The organism is Pseudomonas nitroreducens (genome assembly GCF_010994165.1).
GTDB lineage: Bacteria > Pseudomonadota > Gammaproteobacteria > Pseudomonadales > Pseudomonadaceae > Pseudomonas > Pseudomonas nitroreducens.
The window spans coordinates 309,416-333,715 of sequence record NZ_WMBX01000001.1 but is presented as its reverse complement, the minus strand read 5'-3'; the positions used below and the strand labels follow the sequence as shown (position 1 = coordinate 333,715).

Here is a 24,300-nt window from a genome sequence, read left to right as displayed (position 1 = left end):
CCACAAACAAGAACTCCCGCCGAAGCGGGAGTTTTGTCGAAAGCCCGGAGCGCTCTATTACGGGCGCTCGTCGACTTCCTTGCTCGGCGGAGGAATCAGGTCCTCGCTGGACAGGTTCAGCCAGATCAGCACCACGTTGGCGATGTAGATCGACGAGTAGGTACCCGCCATCACACCGACGAACAGGGCGATGGAGAAGCCGAACAGGTTGTCGCCACCGAAGAACAGCAGGGCGGCGATGGCCAGCAGGGTCGACACCGAGGTGGCGATGGTCCGCAGCAGGGTCTGGCTGGTCGAGATGTTGATGTTCTCGATCAGGCTGGCCTTGCGCAGCACGCGGAAGTTCTCGCGCACCCGGTCGAAGATCACGATGGTGTCGTTCAGCGAGTAGCCCACCACCGCCAGCACCGCAGCCAGCACGGTCAGGTCGAAGGTGATCTGGAAGAACGACAGGACGCCCATCACGATGATGGCATCGTGGATCAGCGAGAGGATCGCCCCCAGGGCGAACTTCCACTGGAAGCGGAAGCCCACGTACAAGAGAATGCCACCCAGCGCCAGGAGCATGCCGAGGCCGCCCTGGTCGCGCAGCTCTTCACCCACCTGCGGGCCGACGTACTCGACGCCGTTGACCTTGGCCGGATTGGAAGCGTCGGCCTTCTGCAGCGCAGTGGCGACCTTCTTGCCCAGCTCCGGGTCCTCGCTGGGCATGCGCACCAGCACGTCGCGGGTGTCACCGAAGCTCTGCACCACGGCCTCGCTGTAACCGGCGGCGACCAGTTGCTCGCGGACCTTGGAGAGGTCGGCAGGCTGCTCGTAGCTCAGCTTGATCGACGTGCCGCCGGTGAAGTCCAGGCCGAAGTTGATGCCTTTGAAGACCCAGCTGCCGAGGGCGATCAGGGTCAGGATCAGGGTCGCGGCGAACGCAATGTTGCGCACGCCCATGAAGTTGATAGTACCGATCTTGATATTCATCTCTGGCCCCTTAGATCCACAGCTTCTTAACGTCGCGGCCGCCGTAGATCAGGTTCACCATTGCGCGGGTGACCAGAATGGCAGTGAACATCGAGGTGAGAATACCCAGGGACATGGTCACGGCGAAGCCCTTCACCGGGCCGGTGCCCATGGCGTAGAGGATGCCGCCGACCAGCAGCGAGGTCAGGTTGGCGTCGATGATCGCAGTGAAGGCACGGTTGAAGCCCTCGTGAATCGCCCGCTGCGTCGACATGCCCGCCGCCAGCTCCTCGCGTATCCGCGAGAAGATCAGCACGTTGGCGTCCACCGCCATACCCATGGTCAGCACGATACCCGCGATACCCGGTAGGGTCAGGGTCGCACCGAGGATCGACATCAACGCCACCAGCATGACCATGTTGAAGGCCAGGGCGACGGTGGCGATCACGCCGAAGAAGCGGTAGATGACGATGATGAACAGGGAAACGAAGACCATGCCCCACAGGGATGCATCGATACCCTTGGCGATGTTGTCGGCACCCAGGCTCGGGCCGATGGTGCGTTCTTCAGCGAAGTACATCGGCGCAGCCAGGCCACCGGCGCGCAGCAGCAGGGCCAGTTCCGAGGACTCGCCCGGAGCGTCCAGGCCGGTGATGCGGAACTGGTTGCCCAGCGGCGACTGGATGGTCGCCAGGCTGATGATCTGTTTCTCTTCCTTGAACGCCTGTACGGCGACTTCCTGCTCGACGCCGTCGACGACCTGCTTGGTATAGCGGGTGATCGGCTTCTGCTCGATGAACACCACCGCCATGCTGCGGCCGACGTTGTTGCGGGTCGCGCGGTTCATCAGCTCGCCGCCGTGGCCATCCAGACGGATGTTCACCTGCGGACGGCCGTTCTCGTCGAAGCTGGCGCTGGCGTCGGTGACCTGGTCACCGGTGATGATCACGCCACGCTCCAGGGTCGCCGGCGGACGACGCGGCTCGCGGAAATCGAAGGTTTCGGTGGAGGACTTGATCGCATCCGGCTCAGCGGCCAGGCGGAACTCAAGGTTCGCGGTCTTGCCGAGGATACGCTTGGCTTCGGCGGTGTCCTGTACGCCCGGCAGCTCGACGACGATGCGGTTGGCGCCCTGGCGCTGTACCAGCGGCTCGGACACGCCCAGCTCATTCACACGGTTGCGGACGGTGGTGAGGTTCTGCTTGATCGAGTATTCGCGGATTTCGGCCAGCTTGGTGGCGGTCATGGCCAGGCGCAGGACCTGCATGCCATTGCGCTCGCTCTGGGCGGTTTCGAAATCGCGGAAATCCTTGGCGATGATCGACTTGGCCTTGTCCAGGTCGGCCTCTTCAGTGAAGCCCAGCTGGATGCCGCCGTCCTGTACCGGCAGGCTGCGGTAGCGCACGCGTTCTTTACGCAGGGCGCTCTTGACCTCGTTCTCGTAGACCTTCATACGAGCGTCGACAGCCTTGTCCATGTCCACTTCCAGCAGGAAGTGCACACCACCGGACAGGTCCAGACCCAGCTTCATCGGGTGGGCGGCGATGTTGCGCAGCCAGTTCGGCGTGGTCTGGGCCAGGTTCAGGGCGACTACGTAGTCGTCACCCAGCGCACGGCGGACGATGTCCTTGGCCGGCAACTGGTCTTCCTGCTTGACCAGGCGGATCAGGCCGTTGTTCTTGCCCAGCGAGCCCGCCTTCACGGCGATACCGGCGTCGGCGAGCGCCTTGCTGGCCTTGTCCACGTCGGCCTGGGTGACCTGCAGCGCAGTGCTCGCGCCGCTGATCTGGACGGCCGGATCGTCAGGATAGAGGTTGGGTGCGGAATAGATGAAACCGACGGCCAGGACCGCCAGGATCAGCAGATACTTCCACAGGGGATACTTGTTGAGCATGACACCGCCCGTTATGACGCGGGGCGCATCTTGCGCCCCGTCGGTTGGGTTTCTAAGAGGTGGATCAGATCGCCTTCAGGGTGCCTTTCGGCAGGGTCGCGGCGATCGCGGCCTTCTGGAACTTCAGCTCGACGTTGTCGGAAACCTCGACGACGACGAAGTCATCGGCCACCTTGGTCACCTTGCCGGCGATACCGGCGGAAGTGACGACTTCATCGCCCTTCTGCAGGCCGGACAGCAGGTTCTTGTGCTCCTTGGAGCGCTTGGCCTGGGGACGCCAGATCATCAGATAGAAGATGACCAGGAAACCGACCAGGAAAATCCACTCGAAGCCGGTACCGGCCGGGCCAGCAGCAGCGGCCGGGGCTGCGGCGTCAGCGTAGGCAGCGGGGATCAGAAAACTCATTGGAAACTCCTGTCTCAAAGCTTTTTCGATGAATAAGGTCAGTCCGCCAGCGGCGGCACGGGTAGGCCGCGCTTGGCGTAGAAGGCGTCGACAAAGTTCGCCAATGTACCCTGTTGGATTGCCTCGCGCAAACCAGCCATAAGCCGCTGATAATGCCGCAAGTTGTGGATGGTATTGAGCATGCTGCCGAGCATTTCGCCGCACTTGTCCAGGTGGTAGAGGTAGGCGCGGGAGAAGTGCTTGCAGGTGTAGCAATCGCAGGTCGGGTCCAGCGGAGATTCGTCGTGCTTGTGCACCGCGTTGCGGATCTTGATCACCCCGGTGTCAACGAAAAGGTGGCCATTGCGCGCATTGCGGGTGGGCATGACGCAGTCGAACATGTCGACGCCCCGGCGCACACCTTCCACGAGGTCCTCGGGTTTGCCCACACCCATCAGGTAACGAGGTTTGTCAGCCGGCATGTGCCGGGGCAGGAAGTCCAGCACGCGGATCATCTCTTCCTTGGGCTCGCCCACCGACAGGCCGCCGATGGCCAGGCCATCGAAGCCGATTTCCTGCAGGCCTTCGAGCGAGCGCATGCGCAGCTCTTCGTGCATGCCGCCCTGGACGATGCCGAACAGCGCCGACGGGCTGTCGCCGTGAGCAGCTTTCGAGCGTTTGGCCCAGCGCAGCGACAGCTCCATGGAGCGTTTGGCCACGTCGAACTCGGCCGGGTACGGGGTGCACTCGTCGAAGATCATCACGATGTCCGAGCCAAGCGCACGCTGCACGGCCATGGACTCTTCCGGGCCCATGAAGACCTTGGCGCCATCTACCGGCGAGGCGAAGTACACGCCCTCTTCCTTGATCTTGCGCAGCGCGCCCAGGCTGAACACCTGGAAACCGCCCGAGTCGGTGAGGATCGGTCCCTTCCACTGCATGAAGTCATGCAGGTCGCCGTGCTTCTGGATCACCTCGGTGCCCGGGCGCAGCCACAGGTGGAAGGTATTGCCGAGGATGATCTGCGCGCCGATGCCCTCGATGTCGTGCGGGAGCATGCCCTTCACGGTGCCGTAGGTGCCCACCGGCATGAAGGCCGGGGTTTCCACCACGCCGCGCGGGAAGGTCAGGCGGCCGCGACGGGCCTTGCCCTCGGTGGCCAGCAGTTCGAATTTCATGAAGCTCATGGATCAGTCCTCGGGGCCGCGCGGTGCCGGGTTGCGGGTAATGAACATGGCATCGCCGTAGCTGAAGAAGCGATAGCCCTGCTCCACTGCCGCCGCGTAGGCAGCCATGGTCTCGGAGTAGCCGGCGAAAGCGGAGACCAGCATCAGCAGGGTGGATTCGGGCAGGTGGAAATTGGTCACCAGGGCGTCGACCACGTGGAACGGCCGGCCCGGGAAGATGAAGATGTCGGTGTCACCGCTGAACGGCTTGAGCACGCCATCACGGGCGGCGCTTTCCAGCGAGCGCACGCTGGTGGTGCCGACGGCGACCACACGACCGCCACGCGCCTTGCAGGCGGCCACGGCATCGACCACCTCCTGGCTGACCTCCAGCCATTCGTTGTGCATGTGGTGGTCTTCGATGCGCTCTACACGTACAGGCTGGAAGGTACCGGCGCCGACGTGCAGGGTCACGAACGCAGTTTCCACACCTTTGGCGCGGATAGACTCCAGCAGCGCCTCATCGAAGTGCAGGCCGGCAGTCGGCGCCGCAACAGCGCCCGCGCGCTCGGCGTAGACGGTCTGGTAACGCTCGCGGTCGGCGTCCTCGTCGGGGCGGTCGATATAGGGCGGCAACGGCATGTGGCCGACGCGCTCCAGCAGCGGCAGCACGTCCTCACTGAAACCCAGCTCGAACAGCGCATCATGGCGCTGCAGCATTTCAGCTTCGCCACCGCCGTCGATGAGGATCTTCGAGCCCGGCTTGGGCGATTTGCTGGAACGCACGTGGGCCAGCACACGGTGGCTGTCGAGCACACGCTCTACGAGGATCTCCAGCTTGCCGCCGGAAGCTTTCTGGCCGAACAGGCGGGCAGGAATCACCCGGGTATTGTTGAATACCATCAGGTCACCCGGCTTGAGGAAGCCGAGAATGTCAGCGAATTGCCGATGGCTGAGCTCGCCGCTCGGACCGTCCAGCACCAGCAGACGGCTGGAGCGGCGCTCGGGAAGCGGATGGCGGGCGATCAACGCCTCGGGCAGGTCGAAATGAAAGTCAGCGACGCGCATGGGAAGAGCTATCTCGAAGGGGCGCGTATCTTACTGGAAATGCCAAATTCTGACCATTCGAGCCGATTGACCGGCGCAGAGCGGCTCCCTATACTGCGCGCCCATTGCCTCGGTGGCGGAATGGTAGACGCGGCGGATTCAAAATCCGTTTCTGGCGACAGAGTGAGAGTTCGAGTCTCTCCCGGGGCACCATCCTCCCTCTCCTCAGTGGAGGGAACACTTGAAAGCCCGCTCATTCAGCGGGCTTTTTCGTTTCTGGCCTTCAGCGCTTCGATGAAGGCCGCCAGCGCCATCGGCTTGCCGAACAGATAGCCCTGCAGCACGTCCACCTCGCATTGCGCCAGGTAGCGCCACTGTTCCTCGGTCTCCACGCCTTCGGCAACGATCCGCAGATTCAGCTTGCCGCACAGTTCGACGATGCTGTCGAGGATGTGCGAGGACAGCGCGTCCACTCCGATCATCGCGACGAAACTGCGGTCGATCTTCAGCGCGTCGACCTTGAAACGGTGCAGGTACGCCAGGCTGGAGTTACCAGTGCCGAAGTCGTCGATCGCCAGGTAGACGCCCTGGGCATGGAGATTGTCGAACAACTCGTCGATGGCCGCACTGGAGACGATCAGCTCACGCTCGGTCAGTTCCAGGGTCAACTCGGGACGATGCGGCAGGAACCGCGCCTGGAACTCCTGGCAATCCTCGAACAGCCCCGGCTCGGTGAGGTGCCGGGCGCTGATGTTGAAGCCCAAATGGAAGCCATCGCCCAGCAACTCGCCGTGTGGCGCCAGGCCATCGGCGACCTGGTGCATCAGGTCGCGGGTCATCGGCACAATGAGCCCGGAACGTTCGGCCATGGGAATGAACAGATCCGGCCCGACCATCCCTTCGCGCGGGTGAATCCAGCGCATCAGTACCTCGGCGCCGATCCAGCGGCCGTCCCGTGCGTCCACCAGCGGCTGCAGGTAAGGGACGAACTCCCCCGCCAGCAGGGCTCTCTCCAGCTCCAGACTCGGGGTCGCGGAGCGGCCCCAGAGCCAGAAACAGGCAAGGCCTGAGACGCCGCCCAACATGAGCATCAGTGCCACCAGCGGCAGCGAGTCTTCGCGGATGTGCCGCCATTGCGCCCCGGCAGGGAAGCCACCGATCACCGCATACGGAAACAGCTCAGAGCGCCGCTCGACGTGCCCCAGCGGCAACGGCAACGGCTCGCCGTCGCGCACCGCGCCCTCCTCGTCCATCCACTGCCGTCCGACCTGCAGCTGCAGGTCACTGCGCTGATCGACCAATTGCAGGGTGTTGCTCAGGTAGCGTCCGTCAACAGTGGCAAGCGCCGCGTAGATTCCCTGCTGCCGACGCAGGATCAACAGGGCAGAGTCCGGCGTCACCCGGTTCCCGGCCATCATCCGCAACTGCCCCTGCGCATAGAGAGAAGGGTCCAGCAGCTCATCGAACTCGCCGAACAGCGACGTACAGTAGATGTCGTCGTCACGGGCCAGGTTGACCGAGCGGACGAACGGCACTACGGCGACCTGCTCCCTGAGCACCAGGGTCGCCTCGTCGCAGGACTCATCGGCGTGCAGCAGCGCCACGCGGGCCGCGCCGGTGGCATTGCCGAGCATCACATCGAATAGGCGCACGGCTTCGTTCGCAGCGGTACTGGCCTCGACGGTCAGGCTGCGCAAGGCCTGCCAATAGATAATGGCGCTGCCCAGCAGCAGCGGCAGCAGTGCCATGGAAAGTGAAAAGACCAGGCGGGGCAGCAGCCTGCGCCGGGTATAACTGCGTAGCGGCATCCTTGATCCTTGCTCGACGGCGTCGCGACCTGCGGCGCATTGCCACTCCCCGTGGGCAGCGGACGTGGTTTGAGCTTAGAACAGCCTCCGCCGCAGGGCGCCGTGCGCAGGAATCCGTATAATCCCGGCCCCATCGATCCCAGCCTCCATAGAAGACGCTCATGCCCAAGCAGCAGCTCCAGCCCGCGGGAGACTTCCCGCCCGCCACGCTCGTCCGTCGCTTTGCCGCGATGTTCTACGACTTCCTGCTCTGTGTGGCCTTGCTGATGGTGGTGACGCTCATCTACCAGCAAGGCTTCCTGCGCCTGATCTATGGCAGCGAGAAACTCCGCATGCTGGCCGACCAGGGCGCGCTGACCGGCGATCCGCTGCTGTCCAGCCTGCTGTTCATCAGCGTGTTCGCCTTCTTCGCGAAATTCTGGACCCATAGCGGCCAGACCTTGGGCATGCAGGTCTGGGGCGTGCGCGTGCAGAACGCGGACGGGACGCGCATCAGCCTGATGCAGGCGCTGCTGCGCTTCGTCATTGCCATCGTTTCCTGGGGTTGCGTCGGTCTGGGCTTCCTCTGGATGCTCTGGGACAAGGACAAGCGCACCTGGCAGGACCGCTACTCGGAAAGCGTGGTGATCCAGATTCCCAAGGCGGTGCGCAAGGCAACGCAAGGCCGGGGCTGACCCCGGCAGACAAAAAAGCCGGCGATTGCCGGCTTTTTCATTTGCGATGGATCAACCCGCCCTTTTCAGCAGCAATGTGCCAAGGAAAGCGCAGATGGCCGCCGGCACCAGCACCGCCAGCAGCGGCGGGAAGTTGAACACCTGGCTGGACGGACCAAGCAGGTCCTGGGCGATACGGAAGGTGAAGCCCACCAGCACGCCGGTGAACACCCGCTGGCCGAGGGTCACGCTACGCAGCGGACCGAAGATGAAGGAGATCGCCATCAATACCAGGGCGGCCGTCACCAGCGGCTGCAGGATCTTGGTCCAGAACGCCAGCCAGTAGCGATTGGAGTTCAAGCCCTGCTCTTGCAGGTAATGGATGTAATCCCACAGTCCGGTGATCGACAGCGCTTCGGGCTCCATCACCACCGTATTGAGCAGTTGCGGGCTGAGCTGGATATTCCAGGCCTCGCTGGGCTTGCTCACGACCTCACTACGCTTTTCCGCAGCATGCAGCACCGTGGTGGTCACGCCCTGCAACTGCCACTGGTTGTTCTCGAAGACCGCCTGGCGGGCGAAACTCGCGGTCTGCAGACGACGGTTCTCGTCGAAGTCGTAACGCGTCACCCCCAGCAGCACGCCGTCCGGACGCACCACGTTGATGTGGATGAATTCATGCCCCTGGCGGTGCCACAAACCAGACTTGGAGCTCTGCGAGCCGTTGCCGCTCTGCGCCAGGGCGCGCCCGCTCTGGGCGGCGGTTTCGGTATAGGGAATCACGTACTCGCCGACCAGGATGCCGGCGAACATCAGCACCAGCATCGGCTTCATCACCGCCCAGACGATGCGCTGCAGCGACACGCCTGCGGCGCGCATGATGGTCAGCTCGCTGTTGCTGGCCAGGGTACCCAGCCCCACCAGGCAGCCGATCAGCGCCGCCATGGGCAGCATGTCGTAGCCACGGCTCGGCGCGGTCAGCAGGACGAACTTGAGGGCTTCGGTCAGGGTGTAGCTTTCGTCGATCTGCCCCAGTTGGTCAACGAAGGCGAACAGCTCGGCCAGGCCGAGGATCACCCCGAGTACCGCGAGAATGGAAACGAAGACGGTCGTGCCGATGTAACGATCCAGCTTACGCATGCTTCAGCTCCCCGCCCGACTTCGCTCGCTTGGCGGCCAGCTTCAGACGCAGCGGCTCCCAGTACAACAACAGCAGGCCGATGGCCAGGAATATCCCGTGGATCCACCACAGGCCGAGGGCCATGGGGATCTTGCCCTTGTCGAGCATGCCGCGCCCGGCGATCAGCAGCGCCAGGTAGGCCATGTACAGCAGCACCGCCGGCAGCAGCTTGAGGAAGCGCCCCTGGCGCGGGTTCACGCGCGACAGCGGCACCGCCAGCACAGTCACCACGAACACCAGCAGCGGGATGGACAGGCGCCACTGCAGCTCGGACTTCATGCGCGGGTCGTCGCTGCCCAGCAGGTCGGAGGTGGGGATGGCGTCGCGGTCGTCGATCTCGCTGCTCACTTCCGGCTTGGGCAGCAAGGCAGCATAGGTGTCGTACTTGATCTCGCGGTAATCAGCCTGGCCAGGCGTGCCGTCGTAGCGGTAGCCGTCCTTGAGGATCAGGTAGCGGCTGCCGTCGGCATGGATTTCCTGCACGCCAGTGGCGCCGACCAGCACCGAAGTGCCGCCATCCTTGCCGTTGCGCGGGCGGTTCTTGTCCGAGATGAAGACCCCGCCCAGCTCGGTGCGTTCGTTGGCCAGGGTTTCGGTATAGGTCACCCGCGTGCCATCGCGCATCGACTGGAAGCGCCCCGGCGCCAGGGTGTCGAATTCGGTCATCGCGTCCTGCTTGTTCAGCAGCAGCTGCATCTGGGTGATGCCCTGCGGCGCCAGCCACAGGCTCAGCCAGGCCACCAGCAGGGCGATGAACAGTGCCGGTGCCAGGGTGATGGCGAGCAGGCGCTGCTGGCTCATGCCGGTGGCGGTGAGCACGGTCATCTCGCTGTCCAGGTACAGGCGGCCATAGGCCAGCAGGATGCCGAGGAACAGGCCCAGCGGCAGGATCAGCTGCAGGAAGCCCGGCAGGCGCACGCCCATGATCATGAACAGCGAACCCGGATCGAGCAGGCCTTGGGCCGCCTGCGCCAGGTACTTGATGAAACGGCCGCTCATGATGATGACCAGCAGCACGGCGCTCACCGCGCTCATGGTGATCAGCACTTCACGGGACAGGTAACGGAAGACAATCAAACCGGACACTCCAGGGTTGTCACGCTCGGGCGGCTACGCTCAAACTAGCCGCCGTGAAGCATTGCCGGGTGCGCGCGGACGCGACCCAGCGCAAATAGCCGGCATTATCCTGCGATTCGCCAGGCCTGTCACTGCGCAGTCCATCTTCATTCGCAGACCCTTCTGCTCTTTGTCCCGGGGACACTCAGCCATGGAATTCCTTGTAAAAAGCGTACGTCCGGAAACCCTGAAGACCGCCACCCTGGTCATCGCCGTGGGCGAAGGCCGCAAGCTCGGCGCCAGCGCCAAGGCCGTCGACGAAGCCACCGGCGGTGCCATCGCCAACCTGCTCAAGCGCGGCGACCTGGCAGGCAAGGTGGGCCAGACTCTACTGTTGCAAGATTTACCCAACCTTAAGGCCGAGCGCGTGCTGCTGGTCGGCGCCGGCAAAGAGCGCGAACTCTCCGACCGCGCCTACCGCAAACTGGTTTCCGCCGTCCTCGGTAATCTGAAGAACCTGGGCGGCGCCGACGCCGTGCTGGCCCTGGGCGACCTAGCCGTAAAAGGCCGCAATGCCCACGGCAAGGCTCGCCTGCAGGTGGAAACACTGGCCGACGGCACCTACGTCTTCGACCGCTTCAAGAGCCAGAAGGCCGAAGCGCCGAAGCTGAAGAAGATCACCCTGCTCGCCGACAAGGCCGACGCCGCCGCTGTCGAACAGGGCGCCAAGGAAGCCCAGGCCATCGCCAACGGCATGGCGCTGACCCGCGACCTGGGCAACCTGCCGCCGAACCTCTGCCACCCGACCTTCCTCGGCGAACAGGCCAAGGCGCTGGGCAAGGAATACAAGGGTCTCAAAGTCGAGGTCCTCGACGAGAAGAAACTCCGCGAGCTGGGCATGGGCTCGTTCCTCGCCGTCGCCCAGGGCAGCGACCAGCCGCCGCGCCTGATCGTGCTGCAGTACAACGGCGCGAAGAAGAAGGACGAAGCCCCGCACGTCCTGGTCGGCAAGGGCATCACCTTCGACACCGGCGGTATCAGCCTCAAGCCCGGCCTGGGCATGGACGAGATGAAGTTCGACATGTGCGGCGCCGCCTCCGTGTTCGGCACCTTCCGCGCCGTGCTGGAGTTGCAGCTGCCGATCAACCTGGTCGGCGTGATGGCCTGTGCCGAGAACATGCCCAGCGGCGGCGCCACCCGTCCGGGCGACATCGTCACCACCATGAGCGGCCAGACCGTCGAGATCCTCAACACCGACGCCGAAGGCCGCTTGGTGCTGTGCGACGCGCTGACCTACGTCGAGCGCTTCAAGCCGCAGTCCGTGGTGGACATCGCCACCCTCACCGGCGCCTGCATCGTCGCCCTGGGCTCCAACACCTCGGGCCTGATGGGCAACAACGACGCGCTGATCAAGCAACTGCTCAAGGCCGGTGAAGTCGCCGACGACCGCGCCTGGCAGTTGCCGCTGTTCGACGAGTACCAGGAGCAGCTCGACAGCCCCTTCGCCGACATCGCCAACATCGGCGGGCCGAAGGCCGGCACCATCACCGCCGGTTGCTTCCTGTCGCGCTTCGCGAAGAAGTTCCACTGGGCGCACCTGGACATCGCCGGCACCGCCTGGATCAGCGGCGGCAAGGACAAGGGCGCCACGGGCCGCCCGGTTCCACTGCTGGCCCAGTACCTGCTGGACCGCGCCAAGTAATGGCACAGTGCAACCTGCCGATGGGATCGAACGCATGACGCGTGTGGATTTCTACGTCATTCCCAGCGCCGATCCCGACGCACGCCTGACCATCGCCTGTCGCCTGGCCGAAAAGGCCTGGCGGCAAGGCATGCGCATCTTCGTGCTGTGCAGCGATGAGGCCCAGCGCGACGCGCTGGATGCCCGGCTGTGGAACTTCCGTGGAGAAACCTTCATCCCACACAACGCGGTGGAAGAAGACGCCGACTCGCCCATTGTGCTGGCCCTGGGCGAGCCGCCGGAGAGCCACCGGGACCTGCTGATCAACCTGACCCTGGCCATTCCTGCGTTCGTCGACCGCTTCAACCGAGTCGCCGAGCTGGTGATCGAGGAACCGGCGATTCGTCAGGCCGCGCGGGAGAATTTCCGTCGCTACCGCGAGCAGGGCTATCCTTTGCAGGACCATCGCCTGCCGCGCCCTTGAGAGCGTCACCGCCAAGACCATGGACAACCGCAAGCCCCCGCACGACCCCGACCACCTGCTGGAAGACCTGAAGAAGATCCAGGATCTGCTGGACGAATCGGCGGCCGAGCCGCCCCTGCTCACCGAATCCTTCGAGCCGGACAACATCCCGTTGCTCTCCGACGTCGTCACGCCCGCGCCCCAGGGCCCGGCGGCGCCTGCCATCCAACCGGTCGAGCCGAACGCCGTTGCCCAGGCTAGCGAGCTGAATCGCCTGGACCTGGAGCTGCGCGCGGCCGCTCAACTGATCCTGCAGGATGTGATCGACGACTTCGCCCCGCAGATCGAAGCCGAACTGCAGCGCCGCCTGGAAGCGCGGATGCAGCGCCTGCTGGCCCAGCGCAAGCCCTGACATCCCGCGCCATTCCGCTTTTGGAGGAACGAGGGTGTGCCTAGCCCTTGCTCGCGAACCATCGCCACTGCGAGCTTGCAGAAGAGCGTTGGCGAGCAGGCTTGCTCCTGCATGCCCCTTTTGCGGGCACACGGCCATCCGCGCCGGTGGCCTGAGTGCCCCGCCTCCCGTTATACTCAGCGGTTTTCCGTCTAGCCTTATCAGGGTCCCGCCGCGCTCATGGACAAGACCTACCAGCCCCACGCCATCGAATCCCACTGGTATCCCCTGTGGGAGAAAGAGAACTACTTCGCCCCGCAAGGTTCCGGCGAGCCGTACACCATCATGATCCCGCCGCCGAACGTCACCGGCAGCCTGCACATGGGTCACGGCTTCAACAACGCCATCATGGACGCGCTGATCCGCTACCGCCGCATGCAGGGCCGCAACACCCTGTGGCAGCCGGGTACCGACCACGCCGGCATCGCCACCCAGATGGTGGTGGAGCGCCAGTTGGCCGCGCAGGGCATCGCCCGTCATGACCTGGGCCGCGAGAAGTTCCTCGAGAAGGTCTGGGAGTGGAAGGACCAGTCCGGCGGCACCATCACCCGCCAGATCCGCCGCCTGGGCTCCTCCGTGGACTGGTCGCGCGAGCGCTTCACCATGGACGACGGCCTCTCCGAAGCGGTCAAGGAAGCCTTCGTGCGCCTGCACGAGGACGGCCTGATCTACCGCGGCAAGCGCCTGGTCAACTGGGACACCAAGTTCCACACCGCCATTTCCGACCTGGAAGTGGAGAACCACGACGAGAAGGGCCACCTCTGGCACCTGCGCTACCCGCTGGCCGACGGCAACAAGACCGCCGACGGCAAGGACCACCTGATCGTCGCCACCACCCGTCCGGAAACCATGCTGGGTGACAGCGCGGTCGCCGTGCACCCGGAAGACGAGCGTTACGCCGCCCTGATCGGCACCTTCATCGACCTGCCGCTGGTGGGCCGCCGCATCCCGATCATCGCCGACGACTACGTCGACCGCGAGTTCGGCACCGGCTGCGTGAAGATCACCCCGGCCCACGACTTCAACGACTATGAAGTCGGCAAGCGCCACAACCTGCCGCTGATCAACATCTTCGACAAGAACGCCGCCGTGCTCGGCACCGCCCAGGTGTTCCAGCTCGACGGCAGCGTCAACGCCGAGTTCGACGCCAGCCTGCCCGCCGCCTATGCCGGCCTCGACCGCTTCGTCGCACGCAAGCAGATCGTCGCCGACTTCGAAGCCGCCGGCCTGCTCGAAAAGATCGACGACCACGCGCTGAAAGTGCCCAAGGGCGACCGCTCCGGCACCGTCATCGAGCCGTGGCTGACCGACCAGTGGTACGTCTCCACCAAGCCGCTGGCCGAACCCGCCATCGCCGCCGTGGAAGACGGCCGCATCCAGTTCGTGCCCAAGCAGTACGAGAACATGTACTTCAGCTGGATGCGCGACATCCAGGACTGGTGCATCAGCCGTCAGCTGTGGTGGGGCCACCGCATCCCGGCCTGGTACGACGACGCCGGCAACGTCTACGTCGGCCGCAACGAAGCCGAAGTCCGCGCCAAGCACAACCTGGGCGACGCCAACCTGCGCCAGGACGAAGACGTACTGGACACCTGGTTCAGCTCGGGCCTGTGGACCTTCTCCACCCTCGGCTGGCCGGAACAGACCGAATACCTGAAGACCTTCCACCCCACCGACGTGCTGGTGACCGGCTTCGACATCATCTTCTTCTGGGTGGCGCGCATGATCATGCTGACCATGCACCTGATCAAGAATGGCGATGGCAGCGCGCAGATCCCGTTCAAGACCGTCTACGTCCACGGTCTGGTGCGCGATGGCCAGGGCCAGAAGATGTCCAAGTCCAAGGGCAACGTGCTCGACCCGCTGGACATAGTCGATGGCATTACCTTGGACGAACTGCTGGAAAAGCGCACCAGCGGCATGATGCAGCCCAAGCTCGCCGAGAAGATCGCCAAGCAGACCCGCGCCGAGTTCCCCGAAGGCATCGCCAGCTACGGCACCGACGCCCTGCGCTTCACCTTCTGCTCGCTGGCCTCCACCGGTCGTGACATCAAGTTCGACATGGGCCGCGTCGAGGGTTATCGCAACTTCTGCAACAAGCTGTGGAACGCCGCCAACTTCGTCATCGAGAACACCGATGGCAAGGACACCGGCGTGAATGGCGAGCCGGTCGAGCTGTCCTCGGTGGACCGCTGGATCATCTCCGCCCTGCAGCGCACCGAGATCGAAGTCGCCCGTCAGCTCGATGCCTTCCGCTTCGACCTGGCCACCCAGGCCCTCTACGAGTTCATCTGGGACGAGTACTGCGCCTGGTACCTGGAACTGGTCAAGCCGGTGCTGTGGGACGAGAACGCGCCGATCGAACGTCAGCGCGGCACCCGTCGCACCCTGGCGCGCGTGCTGGAAACCGCACTGCGCCTGGCGCACCCGTTCATGCCGTTCATCACCGAGGAAATCTGGCAGCGCATCAAGGCGTCCGCCGGCAAGGATGGTGAAACGCTGATGCTGCAACCCTGGCCGGTCGCCGACGAGGCGAAGATCGACGCCGCCGCCGAAGGCGACATCGAGTGGGTCAAGGCCCTGATGCTGGGCATCCGCCAGATCCGTGGCGAGATGAACATCTCCATGGCCAAGCGCATCGACCTGGTGCTGAACAACGCCTCGCCCGAAGACCACCGCCGCCTGGCCGACAACGAGCCGCTGCTGATGAAGCTGGCCAAGCTCGAGACCATCCGCGTGCTGGACGAAGGCGAAGAACCACCGATGTCCGCCACCGCGCTGGTCGGCGACCTGCAGGTGCTGGTACCGATGGCCGGGCTGATCGACAAGGCCGCGGAAATGGCGCGCCTGGACAAGGAAATCCAGCGCCTGGAAGGCGAAGTCAAACGCGTCGGCGGCAAGCTGTCCAACGAAAGCTTCGTCGCCAAGGCACCGCCGGAAGTGATCGAGAAAGAACGCGCCAAACTGGCTGAAGCGGAACAGGCGGTGACCAACCTGATCCAGCAGCGCGAGAAGATCGCCAGCCTGTAAGTGCCCCCATGAGGCCCGCGAACGCGGGCCTCATGCTATTCGAGCTGTGCTAACTTCAGCCGATCATCAGGTAATACGTGAGGCCACGATGAATCGCGAGATAACCCTCAGGTTGCTGGAGAACAGCAAGGCGGAACTAGCGAGCCGCTTCGGCGTGATTCGCCTCGCGTTGTTCGGCTCCACTGTTCGCGGCACAGCCCAACCGAACAGCGACGTCGACATTCTGGTCGCGTTCGACGGGCCGGCCACTTCCGAGCGCTACTTCGGCGTGCAGTTCTATTTGGAAGACCTGCTGGGCAGCCCGGTCGACCTGGTCACCGATAAAGCCCTGCGTCCCGAACTGCGCCCCTTCATCGAAGCGGAAGCAGTGAATGTCTGAGCGTCCGGAGCGCGTCTGGCATTTCTATGTCGATGACATGATTGCCTGTGCGGAGAAAGTCCTCACCTATTGCGCGAATCTGGACCAGCAGGCGTTCATCGATAATCCACTGGTCTATGACGCAACGGTGCGCAATCTGGAAATCATTGGCGAAGCGGCGACACGCATTCCCGAAGATGTTCGTCTGGCACACCCGCAAGTACCGTGGCGCATACTGGTCGCAACCCGCAATCGACTCATCCACGGTTACCTCGGCATCGATAACGACACCTTGTGGAGCATCGTCCGCAATGAGGTTCCCAAGCTGCTGGCGCAACTGCGAGAGCTGCGCCAACGACAGCCTTGAGCGACATTTGTAGGAGCGAGCTTGCTCGCGAATCGACCGCCCCCTGAGCAAGAGCGTTCGCCAGCAAGCTCGCTCCTGCGGTTCGCCGCTAGTACACCGTCCCCACCGGATACACGTAGGCATTCACGTCATAGAACGGCGTGCGCTGGTAAAACCACTGCAGGCGCGCCTGGGCGTCCTTGGCGAAGGCCTTGTCGTCCTTGAGCTTCTTCTCGAACTCGGCCTTGAGCTTCGGGTCCTCGGCGAGCATCTTGCGCGCCATCGGTTCCATCACGTACTCCTCCGGCTCCTCGGCGACCACCAGCGTCGAGTTGAAGAAGCCCCAGGACCAGAACGAATCCGGGCTCTCCGCCGTCAGCAGGTTGATCGCCAGCACGCCCAGCGGCTGGTCCGTGTCGATCACCACGGAGCCCGCCGGGTAGGTCTGCAGGCGTTGGAACGGTTTGCCGGTGCCGCTCACCAGCAGATGTCCCTCGTAGCCGGGAATCTCGTTGGTGGCGGCACGGTCCGGCTCGAAGCCGCCGGCCAGCTTGATGTCGTCCATGCGGTTCAGGGTCACCTCGATGGGCGTGGCCTTGTCCAGGGTCTTCATCTGGATGCCGTGGGACTTCAGGCGCGCAATCACCTCGCCCCACTGCACCGGCACGACGAACTGCTTCGGTCGTTTCACCACCAGGTCCGGCACTGAGTTATCGCTGATCGGCACATCGAGTTGCTTGGGCTTGTTGCTCCAGACGATGGTCTTCTTGCCGGTGATCGGCGATTCCTCGTAGCGGTAGTCGCCGACGGTGAACGGCGTGTGCTGCTCTTTTCCGGGCTTCCAGGTGAGGATCACGTCCTTCTGCGCGGCCAGGCGCTCGCGGTCCTTGGTGATGGCCTGCTTGAGCGAATCGGCGTTATCGCCGATCACCTGGAACATCGCCTTGAGCATCACGTAGTTGCCCAGCACCTGGGTTTCGTAGGGATGCAGCGCGTGCTGCTCGATGAGGATCGACGGCACGTTGCGGATGTCGCCGTACTGGTTGGAGAATCGCGCCAGGTCGGTGCGATAGGGGTAGTAACCCTTGGTCGGATCCTGGTTGTCGTTGAAGCTGATGCACTCGTGGACCACATGGCCGTCGCCTTCCAGCTCCTTGTAGACCGGCGGCCGCATGACCTTGTCCATCCACTCGCTGGAGGCCGGCGACCAGCCGTTGCCGTTGTGGCAATAGGAGCTGTCGTAGGGGTACATGGCGCCGTCGGTGGAATGGGTATCGACGAAGAAGCTCAGGTCGTACTGGTTGAACACTGAGGCGACGTTGCGGATTTCCGCGCTGTCGAGCTTGGTGAAGTCGCGGTTGAGGTTGTAGTTCAGGCCGTTGACGCGCCAGCCGGTAACTTCCGGGCCGTTCTGGTTGATCCGCCCGTAGGGGCTGCGGCGCAGGTCGCCGTCGATGTTCACGGTGGGGATGAAGAGGATGTTGACCTTGTCCAGCAGCCCCGCCAGTGGCTTGTCGCCGGTGGTCATGTCGCGCAGCAGCATGAACATCGCGTCCTTGCCGTTGGCCTCGCCGGGATGGATTTCCGCCTCGACGAAGAGGGTCGGTTTGCCGGACTTGTTCAGCCCCTCCGCCGACTTGTCTGCCTCGCGGCTGGCCGTGACCAGCAGCATCGGCTCGCCGGTGGCGCTGTTCTCCGGCAGGTCGCTCAGGGTGATGGCGCCGCCGGAAGCGTCCGCCAGCTTCTGCAGCCAGGCGCGGGTCTGGTGATAGTCGGAGGTTTCCTTGAAGCCGCTGGACTCGGCCAGGGTGATCAACGGATTGTCGGCCTTGGCGATGTACTTCGTACTGGTGAGCTTCTGCTCGAACATCGCCGGCAGGATGCGGGTCTTGGCCGCGGCGCTGTAGCCGCTGTCATCGACATACCCCGGAGCCGAAGGCAGGGCGGCGAAGAGGGGCAGGCTGGAGCTGGCGAACAGGCCGGCGAGCAGGGCTCGCGTCGAGAGGTGGGGCATGGGAGGTTCTCCTTTTGCAGCAAAACGTCCTGCGGACGCAGGTGCGCCCGTGCATCAACCATAGACAACTCAGGGAAAACGCCAGCGCGGTTCGTCGTCGCGTCAGCTCCCGGCCAGTGCATTCATTCCTCGGAGGAATAACCTTGCGAAGAATGCTCGCTTGGTTCGTCCTGGCAGTTGTTCGAAGATCAGCCCACCCCTGCCCTCCAGGAATCCGATCCCCATGTCCGACCTCCCGGCCCGCAACGGCGGCCAGATCCTCGTCGATGCCCTGCAGCTTCACGCGGTGGATACCGTCTACTGCATCCCCGGCGAAAGCTACCTGCCGGTGCTCGACGCGCTGCACGACGCGTCCGGTATCCAGACCATCGTCACCCGCCACGAAGGCGCCGCCTCGAACATGGCCGATGCCTACGGCAAGCTCACCGGCCGCCCCGGTATCTGCTTCGTCACCCGCGGGCCGGGCGCGACCCATGCGGCCAACGGCGTGCATACGGCGATGCAGGACTCGACGCCGATGATCCTGTTCATCGGCCAGGTGGAAAGCGCCTTCAAGGGCCGCGAGGCCTTCCAGGAAGTGGACTACCGGCAGATGTTCGGCGGTCTGGCCAAATGGGCCACCGAAGTCGACGACATCCGCCGCATTCCCGAGATCGTCACCCGCGCCTTCCGCGTCGCCCAGTCAGGGCGGCCCGGTCCGGTGGTGATCGGGCTGCCGGAGGAGGTGCTGTTCGGTTCGGCACAGGTCGCCGATGTGGCGCCGTCGCCCATCACCCGCGCCGCGCCGACGTCCAGCGCGCTGGCCGAGCTGCGTGAACGGCTGAGCCAGGCCCGGCGCCCGCTGCTGATCGTCGGCGGCACCGGCTGGACCACCGAGGCCTGCGAGCAGGTACGCGCCTTCGCCCGCGCCAACCGCCTGCCGCTGGTGGCCTCGTTCCGCCGCCAGGACCTGATCGACAACCGCGACGAGCAGTACGCCGGCCAACTCGGCTTCGGCGCCTCGCCCAGGCTCACCGCGCGGGTGCAGGAAGCAGACCTGCTGCTGGTGCTCGGCTCGCGCCTGAGCGAAACGCCCAGCGCCGGCTACACCCTGATCCAGAGCCCGCGCCCTCAGCAGAGCATGATCCACGTGTACGCCGATGCCAGCGAGCTGGGCCGCGTCTACCAGGTCGACCAGATGGTCGAGGCCGGCATGCCGGAGATCGCCACTGCCCTGGCCGGGCTCGCTCCCCTGAGCGAAACACCCTGGGCGGAGTGGACCGCCGCGGCCCGCGCCGACTATCTCAGCTACGTCACCCCACCCGAGCACGCCGAACCACCGCAAGGCGTGGACCTCACGCAAGTCATCAATTACCTCAACGAAGCGCTCCCGGACGATGCGGTGATCAGCAACGGCGCCGGCAATTACGCCGTCTGGGTGCATCGTTTCTACCGCTATCGCACGCCACGCAGCCAGCTCGCCCCCACCAACGGCGCCATGGGCTACGGCTTCCCCGCCGCCATCGCTGCCAAGCTGCGCGACCCGCAGCGCAGCGTGGTGTGCTTCGCCGGTGACGGCTGCTTCATGATGTACCCGCAGGAGCTGGCCACCGCCGTGCAGTACGGCGCGGCGCTGACCGTCATCGTGGTCAACAACGGCATGCTCGGCACCATCCGCATGCACCAGGAACGCGAATACCCCGGCCGCATCAGTGCCACGCAGCTGCGCAACCCGGACTTCGTCGCCCTCGCCCGCGCTTTCGGCGCCCACGGCGAGCTGGTCGAACGTACCGAGGACTTCGTCGCCGCCTTCGAGCGTGCCCAGGCCAGCGGCAAGCCGGCGCTGATCGAGTTGCGCACCGATCCGCAGCAGATCACCCCGGTTTCGCGCCTGCCATGACCCGGCGAACGCCCCGCGCGCGGGGCGTCACGCTTCGCTAAGCTGCATCGGATCAACGCAACGTGCCTGCCACAACGGGCACAATGGCGCGCCGAAATAAAGCTAGGGAAGCGCATGAGTCTGCAACTGATCTGGGTCCTCGCCCTCCTCGCCACCGCGGTCGGGCTGTTCGTCGCCAACCGCCCGCGGATGGACGTGGTCGCCCTGCTGGTGATGGTCGCCCTGCCGTTGTCCGGTGTGCTCAGCGTGCAGGAGTCGCTGGCCGGCTTCGCCGATCCCAACGTCATCCTGATCGCCGCGCTGTTCGTCATCGGCGAAGGCCTGGTGCGCACCGGCGTGGCCTACCGCATCGGCGAATGGCTGACCCGCCGCGCCGGCTCCAGCGAGACGCGCCTGCTGGTACTGCTGATGCTCGCCGTTGCCGGCCTCGGGTCGGTGATGAGTTCGACCGGCGTGGTCGCCATCTTCATTCCCGTGGTGCTGAGCATCGCCGCGCGCCTGCACGTGTCGCCGCGCCGGCTGATGATGCCGTTGAGCTTCGCCGGGCTGATCAGCGGCATGCTCACGCTGGTCGCCACCGCACCCAACGTGGTGGTGCACAGCGAACTGGTGCGTGAAGGTTCGAAAGGTTTCAGCTTCTTCAGCTTTACCCCGTTCGGCCTGGTCGTGCTGGTGCTCGGCGTCGGCTACATGCTGGTGGCGCGGCGCTGGCTGGGCGATGACGGCGGCGACGACAAGCAGAGCGTCAAGCGCCGCACCCTCAGCGACCTGATCCGCGACTACCAGTTGGCCGGCCGCGAACGCCGCCTGCGCATCCGTGCCGACTCGCAACTGGTGGGCATGAGCCTGGCCGACGTGGAGCTGCGCGCCCGCGCCGGGACCAACGTGGTAGCCATCGAGCGCATGGTGCACTTCCGCCTGAAGATCCTGACGCCCAGCGCCAACATCGTGCTGCACGCCGGTGACGTGTTGCTGGTGGATATCTCCGGCGAACGCAATGACCTGCTCGGCATGTACCACGAATACGGCCTGGAGCCGCTGAGCCTGCAGGGCGACTATTTCACCGAGCGTGCCCACGAGGTGGGTATGGCCGAAGTCACCCTGCCGCCGGAGTCCGGGTTGCTGGGCAGGAGCGTGCGCGACCTGGAGTTCCGCAGCCAGTTCGGTCTCAACGTGGTCGGCCTGCGGCGCAACCGCGAAGCGCTGGTGGAGGGACTGCTGGAGGCCAAGCTGAAGGTCGGCGACACCCTGCTGGTGATCGGCGACTGGAAGGAAATCCGCCAGCTGCAGGCGCGCAGCCGCGACTTCCTGGTGCTCAGCCTGCCGGCCGAAGTCGACGAGGCGGCCCCCGCCGCCAGCCAGGCGCCCCACGCGCTGTTCAGCCTGGCGGTGATGGTGATCCTGATGGTCAGCGGCCTGGTGCCCAACGTCATGGCCGCGCTGATCGCCTGCCTGCTGATGGGCGCCTTCCGCTGCATCGACATGGACAGCGCCTACCGCGCCATTCACTGGCAGAGCCTGCTGCTGATCGTCGGCATGCTGCCCTTCGCCCTGGCGCTGCAGAAGACCGGCGGCATCACCCTCGCGGTCAATGGGCTGGTGGGTGCGCTGGGCGGCGCAGGCCCCTACGCGATCCTCGCCAGCCTGTTCGCGCTTACCGCGATGATCGGCCTGTTCATCTCCAACACCGCCACCGCCGTGCTCATGGCCCCGGTCGCCATCGCCACGGCCAAGGCGCTGGGCGCCTCGCCCGAGTCATTCGCGATGATCGTCGCGCTGGCCGCTTCAGCCGCCTTCATGACGCCGATCTCTTCGCCGGTCAATACGCTGGTGCTCGGCCCAGGCCGCTATCGCTTCGGAGATTTCGTCAAGGTTGGCGTACCCTTCACGATTCTGGTGATGATCGTCAGCGTTGTGCTGGTACCCTGGCTGCTGCCGCTGTAGCCGGCCACTGCAAGATCGTCACAAGATCACCAAGGAAACGTCACGATGGAAGTGAGCAAGACCAAGAGCAGTTTCTACCGCCGCCTGTACGTCGCCTGGCTGATCGACAGCGGCACCGCCACCAGCGTCCCGGCGCTGATGGAAGCCACCGGCATGCCCCGGCGCACCGCCCAGGACACCCTGGCCGCGCTGGCCGACCTGGACATCGACTGCGCCTTCGAGCAGCACGACGGCGAGCGCAATAACGCCGGCCACTACCGCATCCGCGACTGGGGCGCCATCGATCCGCGCTGGATTGCCGCGCACCTGCCGAAGATCAAGGACATCCTGCAGTACCCCTGAGCCGCCATCATGCTTGCCGTCCCGCCCGCCCTCTGGCGCTTTCGCCGACTGATCCTGCTGCTGGCCTTCGCCGTGGTGCTGGTCCTGCTCTACCGCGCCAGCGGCCTGCACGAGGAATTCAGCCTCGATTACCTGCGCGACGAACTGGCTGACAACCGCCTGCGCGGCCTGTTGCTGTTCGTCGGCCTGTTCGCCCTGGGCAACCTGTTGCACATCCCCGGCCTGCTGTTCCTCGCCGCCGCCGTGCTGGCCATGGGCAAGCTCTGGGGCGGGTTGACTACCTACGCCGCCGCGCTGTTTTCCTGCGGATTCACCTTCCTCATCGTGCGCGCCGTGGGCGGCAATGGCCTGCGGCTGCTGAACAACAAGATGACCCGCGCCATCTTCAGCCACCTCGACCAGCGCCCGGCGACCAGCGTGTTTCTCCTGCGCCACGCCTTCATCACCTCGCCGACGCTGAACTACAGCCTGGCCCTCTCCGGCATCGGCTTCGGGCCCTACATGCTCGGTACGGCGCTCGGCCTGCCGATTCCGCTGCTGCTGTGCTGCCTGCTGTTCGACCGCCTGGGCAGCCTGCTGATCGGCTGAGGCGCGGCAAGCGCATCTGTGGGAAAATCGCCCTCCGCTTTCCAGCCCCACGCCCGCCATGCCGAAACCGCCGAAACGCCCTGCCGCCAAACCCGAGCCCCTGCGCGACCCTGCCGCGAAGCGGCCGAACCTGCTGCACCCGCGCAACCGCCACCAGGGGCACTACGACTTCCCGGCGCTGATCGAGGATTGCCCGGAACTGGGCCGTTTCGTCATCACCAACCCCTACGGCAAGCCGAGCATCGACTTCGCCAACCCCGAGGCCGTGCGCATGTTCAACCGCGCGCTGCTCAAGGCGCAGTACGGCATCGGCCAGTGGGATATTCCCGCCGGCTTCCTCTGCCCGCCGATTCCCGGCCGCGCGGACTATGTGCACTACCTCGCCGACCTGCTCGCCGAGGACAACGCGGGCAATGTGCCGCGCGGGCCGAACGTGCGCATGCTGGATATCGGCGTCGGCGCCAACTGCATCTACCCGCTGATCGGCCACCGCGACTACGGCTGGAGCTTCCTCGGCTCGGACATCGAGCCGGCCGCATTGGCCTCGGCCCGCGCCATCGTCAATGGCAATCCCGGCCTGGGCGAGGCCATCGAACTGCGCCAGCAGCACGATCCGAAGCACATTTTCCAGGGGCTGCTGGCCGCCGATGAGCGCTTTGCCGCGACCCTCTGCAACCCGCCCTTCCACTCCTCGCCGGAAGAGGCCAGCAGCGGCAGCCGACGCAAATGGAAGAACCTCGGCAAGCTCGACCCCTCGCGCCAGCTGCCCAAGCTGAACTTCGGCGGGCAGAGCAACGAGCTGTGGTGCGAAGGCGGCGAAATCGCCTTTTTGCGCAAGCTGGCGACGGAAAGCGCGACAGTCGGCCAGCAGGTGCGTTGGTTCAGCTCCCTGGTGTCCAAGGCCGGCAACCTCGACGACTTCCACCGCGCCTTGAAGAAGGCCGGGGCCATCACGATTCGCACCGTGGACATGGCCCAGGGCCAGAAGCAGAGCCGCTTCGTCGCCTGGACCTTCCTGGAGCCGGAGCACCGTCGAACTTCGCCGTAGGGCGCATAACGCG

General features: G+C 64.9%; 21 protein-coding genes and 1 tRNA gene. 13 read left to right on the top strand and 9 right to left on the bottom strand.

Going from position 1 to position 24,300, the window contains the following annotated elements; translation table 11 throughout:
- Nucleotides 1–57 precede the first annotated feature (57 nt).
- The 5 genes from secF to queA form a co-directional block, all read right to left on the bottom strand.
- Complete coding sequence (gene secF, locus GJV37_RS01525; RefSeq protein WP_024762949.1) at nucleotides 58–975, bottom strand: protein translocase subunit SecF; 918 nt, start codon at nucleotides 973–975, stop codon at nucleotides 58–60.
- A gap of 10 nt (nucleotides 976–985) precedes the next feature.
- Nucleotides 986–2,848 carry a protein translocase subunit SecD gene (secD, locus tag GJV37_RS01520; protein ID WP_193452105.1) on the bottom strand — a complete coding sequence of 621 codons (1,863 nt, stop codon included), beginning with the start codon at nucleotides 2,846–2,848 and terminating at the stop codon, nucleotides 986–988.
- Nucleotides 2,849–2,912: 64 nt separating this feature from the next.
- The gene (gene yajC / locus GJV37_RS01515) at nucleotides 2,913–3,254 is read right to left on the bottom strand and encodes a preprotein translocase subunit YajC (RefSeq protein ID WP_024762947.1); all 342 of its coding nucleotides are present in this window, start codon (nucleotides 3,252–3,254) and stop codon (nucleotides 2,913–2,915) included.
- Nucleotides 3,255–3,292: 38 nt separating this feature from the next.
- Nucleotides 3,293–4,411, bottom strand: coding sequence for a tRNA guanosine(34) transglycosylase Tgt (gene tgt, locus GJV37_RS01510; RefSeq protein ID WP_089285745.1), 1,119 nt, complete (start codon nucleotides 4,409–4,411; stop codon nucleotides 3,293–3,295).
- A gap of 12 nt (nucleotides 4,412–4,423) precedes the next feature.
- Complete coding sequence (gene queA, locus GJV37_RS01505) at nucleotides 4,424–5,467, bottom strand: tRNA preQ1(34) S-adenosylmethionine ribosyltransferase-isomerase QueA (protein WP_170859361.1); 1,044 nt, start codon at nucleotides 5,465–5,467, stop codon at nucleotides 4,424–4,426.
- A 106-nt stretch (nucleotides 5,468–5,573) separates the two neighbouring features.
- On the opposite strand from queA, the gene GJV37_RS01500 reads away from it, so the two are divergent.
- Nucleotides 5,574–5,659: transfer RNA gene (locus GJV37_RS01500), tRNA-Leu, on the top strand.
- A 44-nt stretch (nucleotides 5,660–5,703) separates the two neighbouring features.
- On the opposite strand, the gene GJV37_RS01495 is transcribed toward GJV37_RS01500, so the two are convergent.
- A complete protein-coding gene (locus tag GJV37_RS01495) occupies nucleotides 5,704–7,254 on the bottom strand; it encodes an EAL domain-containing protein (protein ID WP_024762891.1) in 1,551 nt (516 codons plus the stop codon).
- 161 nt (nucleotides 7,255–7,415) lie between these two features.
- On the opposite strand from GJV37_RS01495, the gene GJV37_RS01490 reads away from it, so the two are divergent.
- Complete coding sequence (locus tag GJV37_RS01490) at nucleotides 7,416–7,928, top strand: RDD family protein (protein ID WP_024762890.1); 513 nt, start codon at nucleotides 7,416–7,418, stop codon at nucleotides 7,926–7,928.
- Between the two features lie 51 nt (nucleotides 7,929–7,979).
- Here the strand turns inward: GJV37_RS01490 and lptG are convergent, their stop codons facing one another.
- Nucleotides 7,980–9,047: an LPS export ABC transporter permease LptG gene (lptG, locus tag GJV37_RS01485; protein ID WP_024762889.1), complete on the bottom strand. Its 1,068-nt coding sequence runs from the start codon at nucleotides 9,045–9,047 to the stop codon at nucleotides 7,980–7,982.
- A complete protein-coding gene (gene lptF / locus GJV37_RS01480; protein ID WP_024762888.1) occupies nucleotides 9,040–10,164 on the bottom strand; it encodes an LPS export ABC transporter permease LptF in 1,125 nt (374 codons plus the stop codon). The genes lptG and lptF overlap by 8 nt, the downstream gene beginning before the upstream one ends.
- Before the next feature lie 190 nt (nucleotides 10,165–10,354).
- Between lptF and GJV37_RS01475 the strand changes: the two genes are divergently transcribed.
- The 6 genes from GJV37_RS01475 (at nucleotide 10,355) to GJV37_RS01450 (ending at nucleotide 16,493) form a co-directional block, all read left to right on the top strand.
- Complete coding sequence (locus GJV37_RS01475; RefSeq protein WP_170859362.1) at nucleotides 10,355–11,845, top strand: leucyl aminopeptidase; 1,491 nt, start codon at nucleotides 10,355–10,357, stop codon at nucleotides 11,843–11,845.
- 34 nt (nucleotides 11,846–11,879) lie between these two features.
- Nucleotides 11,880–12,308, top strand: coding sequence for a DNA polymerase III subunit chi (locus tag GJV37_RS01470; RefSeq protein ID WP_024762886.1), 429 nt, complete (start codon nucleotides 11,880–11,882; stop codon nucleotides 12,306–12,308).
- A 19-nt stretch (nucleotides 12,309–12,327) separates the two neighbouring features.
- Nucleotides 12,328–12,699 carry a DNA polymerase III subunit chi gene (locus GJV37_RS01465; RefSeq protein ID WP_065084643.1) on the top strand — a complete coding sequence of 124 codons (372 nt, stop codon included), beginning with the start codon at nucleotides 12,328–12,330 and terminating at the stop codon, nucleotides 12,697–12,699.
- A 219-nt stretch (nucleotides 12,700–12,918) separates the two neighbouring features.
- Complete coding sequence (locus GJV37_RS01460; protein ID WP_170859363.1) at nucleotides 12,919–15,768, top strand: valine--tRNA ligase; 2,850 nt, start codon at nucleotides 12,919–12,921, stop codon at nucleotides 15,766–15,768.
- Nucleotides 15,769–15,856: 88 nt separating this feature from the next.
- On the top strand, nucleotides 15,857–16,147 hold the full coding sequence (locus tag GJV37_RS01455; RefSeq protein WP_037013244.1) for a nucleotidyltransferase family protein: 291 nt from the start codon (nucleotides 15,857–15,859) through the stop codon (nucleotides 16,145–16,147).
- Nucleotides 16,140–16,493: a HepT-like ribonuclease domain-containing protein gene (locus GJV37_RS01450; RefSeq protein WP_037013245.1), complete on the top strand. Its 354-nt coding sequence runs from the start codon at nucleotides 16,140–16,142 to the stop codon at nucleotides 16,491–16,493. The genes GJV37_RS01455 and GJV37_RS01450 overlap by 8 nt, the downstream gene beginning before the upstream one ends.
- An 88-nt stretch (nucleotides 16,494–16,581) precedes the next feature.
- Here the strand turns inward: GJV37_RS01450 and GJV37_RS01445 are convergent, their stop codons facing one another.
- On the bottom strand, nucleotides 16,582–18,486 hold the full coding sequence (locus GJV37_RS01445; RefSeq protein ID WP_024762883.1) for a M14 family metallopeptidase: 1,905 nt from the start codon (nucleotides 18,484–18,486) through the stop codon (nucleotides 16,582–16,584).
- A 223-nt stretch (nucleotides 18,487–18,709) separates the two neighbouring features.
- On the opposite strand from GJV37_RS01445, the gene GJV37_RS01440 reads away from it, so the two are divergent.
- The 5 genes from GJV37_RS01440 to rlmF all read left to right on the top strand — a co-directional run bounded on the left by GJV37_RS01440 (nucleotide 18,710) and on the right by rlmF (nucleotide 24,287).
- A complete protein-coding gene (locus GJV37_RS01440) occupies nucleotides 18,710–20,365 on the top strand; it encodes a thiamine pyrophosphate-binding protein (protein WP_170859364.1) in 1,656 nt (551 codons plus the stop codon).
- A 114-nt stretch (nucleotides 20,366–20,479) separates the two neighbouring features.
- Nucleotides 20,480–22,309, top strand: a complete 1,830-nt coding sequence (locus GJV37_RS01435; RefSeq protein ID WP_037013073.1) for an SLC13 family permease — start codon at nucleotides 20,480–20,482, stop codon at nucleotides 22,307–22,309.
- Between the two features lie 45 nt (nucleotides 22,310–22,354).
- Nucleotides 22,355–22,651 (top strand): winged helix-turn-helix domain-containing protein, encoded by a 297-nt coding sequence (locus GJV37_RS01430; protein WP_024762881.1) that lies wholly within the window; start codon nucleotides 22,355–22,357, stop codon nucleotides 22,649–22,651.
- A 9-nt stretch (nucleotides 22,652–22,660) separates the two neighbouring features.
- Nucleotides 22,661–23,239, top strand: coding sequence for a VTT domain-containing protein (locus GJV37_RS01425; protein WP_024762880.1), 579 nt, complete (start codon nucleotides 22,661–22,663; stop codon nucleotides 23,237–23,239).
- Nucleotides 23,240–23,297: 58 nt separating this feature from the next.
- Nucleotides 23,298–24,287 (top strand): 23S rRNA (adenine(1618)-N(6))-methyltransferase RlmF, encoded by a 990-nt coding sequence (gene rlmF / locus GJV37_RS01420; RefSeq protein WP_170859365.1) that lies wholly within the window; start codon nucleotides 23,298–23,300, stop codon nucleotides 24,285–24,287.
- Nucleotides 24,288–24,300 lie beyond the last annotated feature (13 nt).

Bases quoted from the DNA above. Each gene is read 5' to 3' on its own strand.
- secF (WP_024762949.1), bottom strand. From the start codon at position 975: ATGAATATCAAGATCGGTACTATCAACTTCATGGGCGTGCGCAACATT.
- secD (WP_193452105.1), bottom strand. From the start codon at position 2,848: ATGCTCAACAAGTATCCCCTGTGGAAGTATCTGCTGATCCTGGCGGTC.
- yajC (WP_024762947.1), bottom strand. From the start codon at position 3,254: ATGAGTTTTCTGATCCCCGCTGCCTACGCTGACGCCGCAGCCCCGGCC.
- tgt (WP_089285745.1), bottom strand. From the start codon at position 4,411: ATGAAATTCGAACTGCTGGCCACCGAGGGCAAGGCCCGTCGCGGCCGC.
- queA (WP_170859361.1), bottom strand. From the start codon at position 5,467: ATGCGCGTCGCTGACTTTCATTTCGACCTGCCCGAGGCGTTGATCGCC.
- GJV37_RS01495 (WP_024762891.1), bottom strand. From the start codon at position 7,254: ATGCCGCTACGCAGTTATACCCGGCGCAGGCTGCTGCCCCGCCTGGTC.
- GJV37_RS01490 (WP_024762890.1), top strand. From the start codon at position 7,416: ATGCCCAAGCAGCAGCTCCAGCCCGCGGGAGACTTCCCGCCCGCCACG.
- lptG (WP_024762889.1), bottom strand. From the start codon at position 9,047: ATGCGTAAGCTGGATCGTTACATCGGCACGACCGTCTTCGTTTCCATT.
- GJV37_RS01475 (WP_170859362.1), top strand. From the start codon at position 10,355: ATGGAATTCCTTGTAAAAAGCGTACGTCCGGAAACCCTGAAGACCGCC.
- GJV37_RS01470 (WP_024762886.1), top strand. From the start codon at position 11,880: ATGACGCGTGTGGATTTCTACGTCATTCCCAGCGCCGATCCCGACGCA.
- GJV37_RS01465 (WP_065084643.1), top strand. From the start codon at position 12,328: ATGGACAACCGCAAGCCCCCGCACGACCCCGACCACCTGCTGGAAGAC.
- GJV37_RS01460 (WP_170859363.1), top strand. From the start codon at position 12,919: ATGGACAAGACCTACCAGCCCCACGCCATCGAATCCCACTGGTATCCC.
- GJV37_RS01455 (WP_037013244.1), top strand. From the start codon at position 15,857: ATGAATCGCGAGATAACCCTCAGGTTGCTGGAGAACAGCAAGGCGGAA.
- GJV37_RS01450 (WP_037013245.1), top strand. From the start codon at position 16,140: ATGTCTGAGCGTCCGGAGCGCGTCTGGCATTTCTATGTCGATGACATG.
- GJV37_RS01445 (WP_024762883.1), bottom strand. From the start codon at position 18,486: ATGCCCCACCTCTCGACGCGAGCCCTGCTCGCCGGCCTGTTCGCCAGC.
- GJV37_RS01440 (WP_170859364.1), top strand. From the start codon at position 18,710: ATGTCCGACCTCCCGGCCCGCAACGGCGGCCAGATCCTCGTCGATGCC.
- GJV37_RS01435 (WP_037013073.1), top strand. From the start codon at position 20,480: ATGAGTCTGCAACTGATCTGGGTCCTCGCCCTCCTCGCCACCGCGGTC.
- GJV37_RS01430 (WP_024762881.1), top strand. From the start codon at position 22,355: ATGGAAGTGAGCAAGACCAAGAGCAGTTTCTACCGCCGCCTGTACGTC.
- GJV37_RS01425 (WP_024762880.1), top strand. From the start codon at position 22,661: ATGCTTGCCGTCCCGCCCGCCCTCTGGCGCTTTCGCCGACTGATCCTG.
- rlmF (WP_170859365.1), top strand. From the start codon at position 23,298: ATGCCGAAACCGCCGAAACGCCCTGCCGCCAAACCCGAGCCCCTGCGC.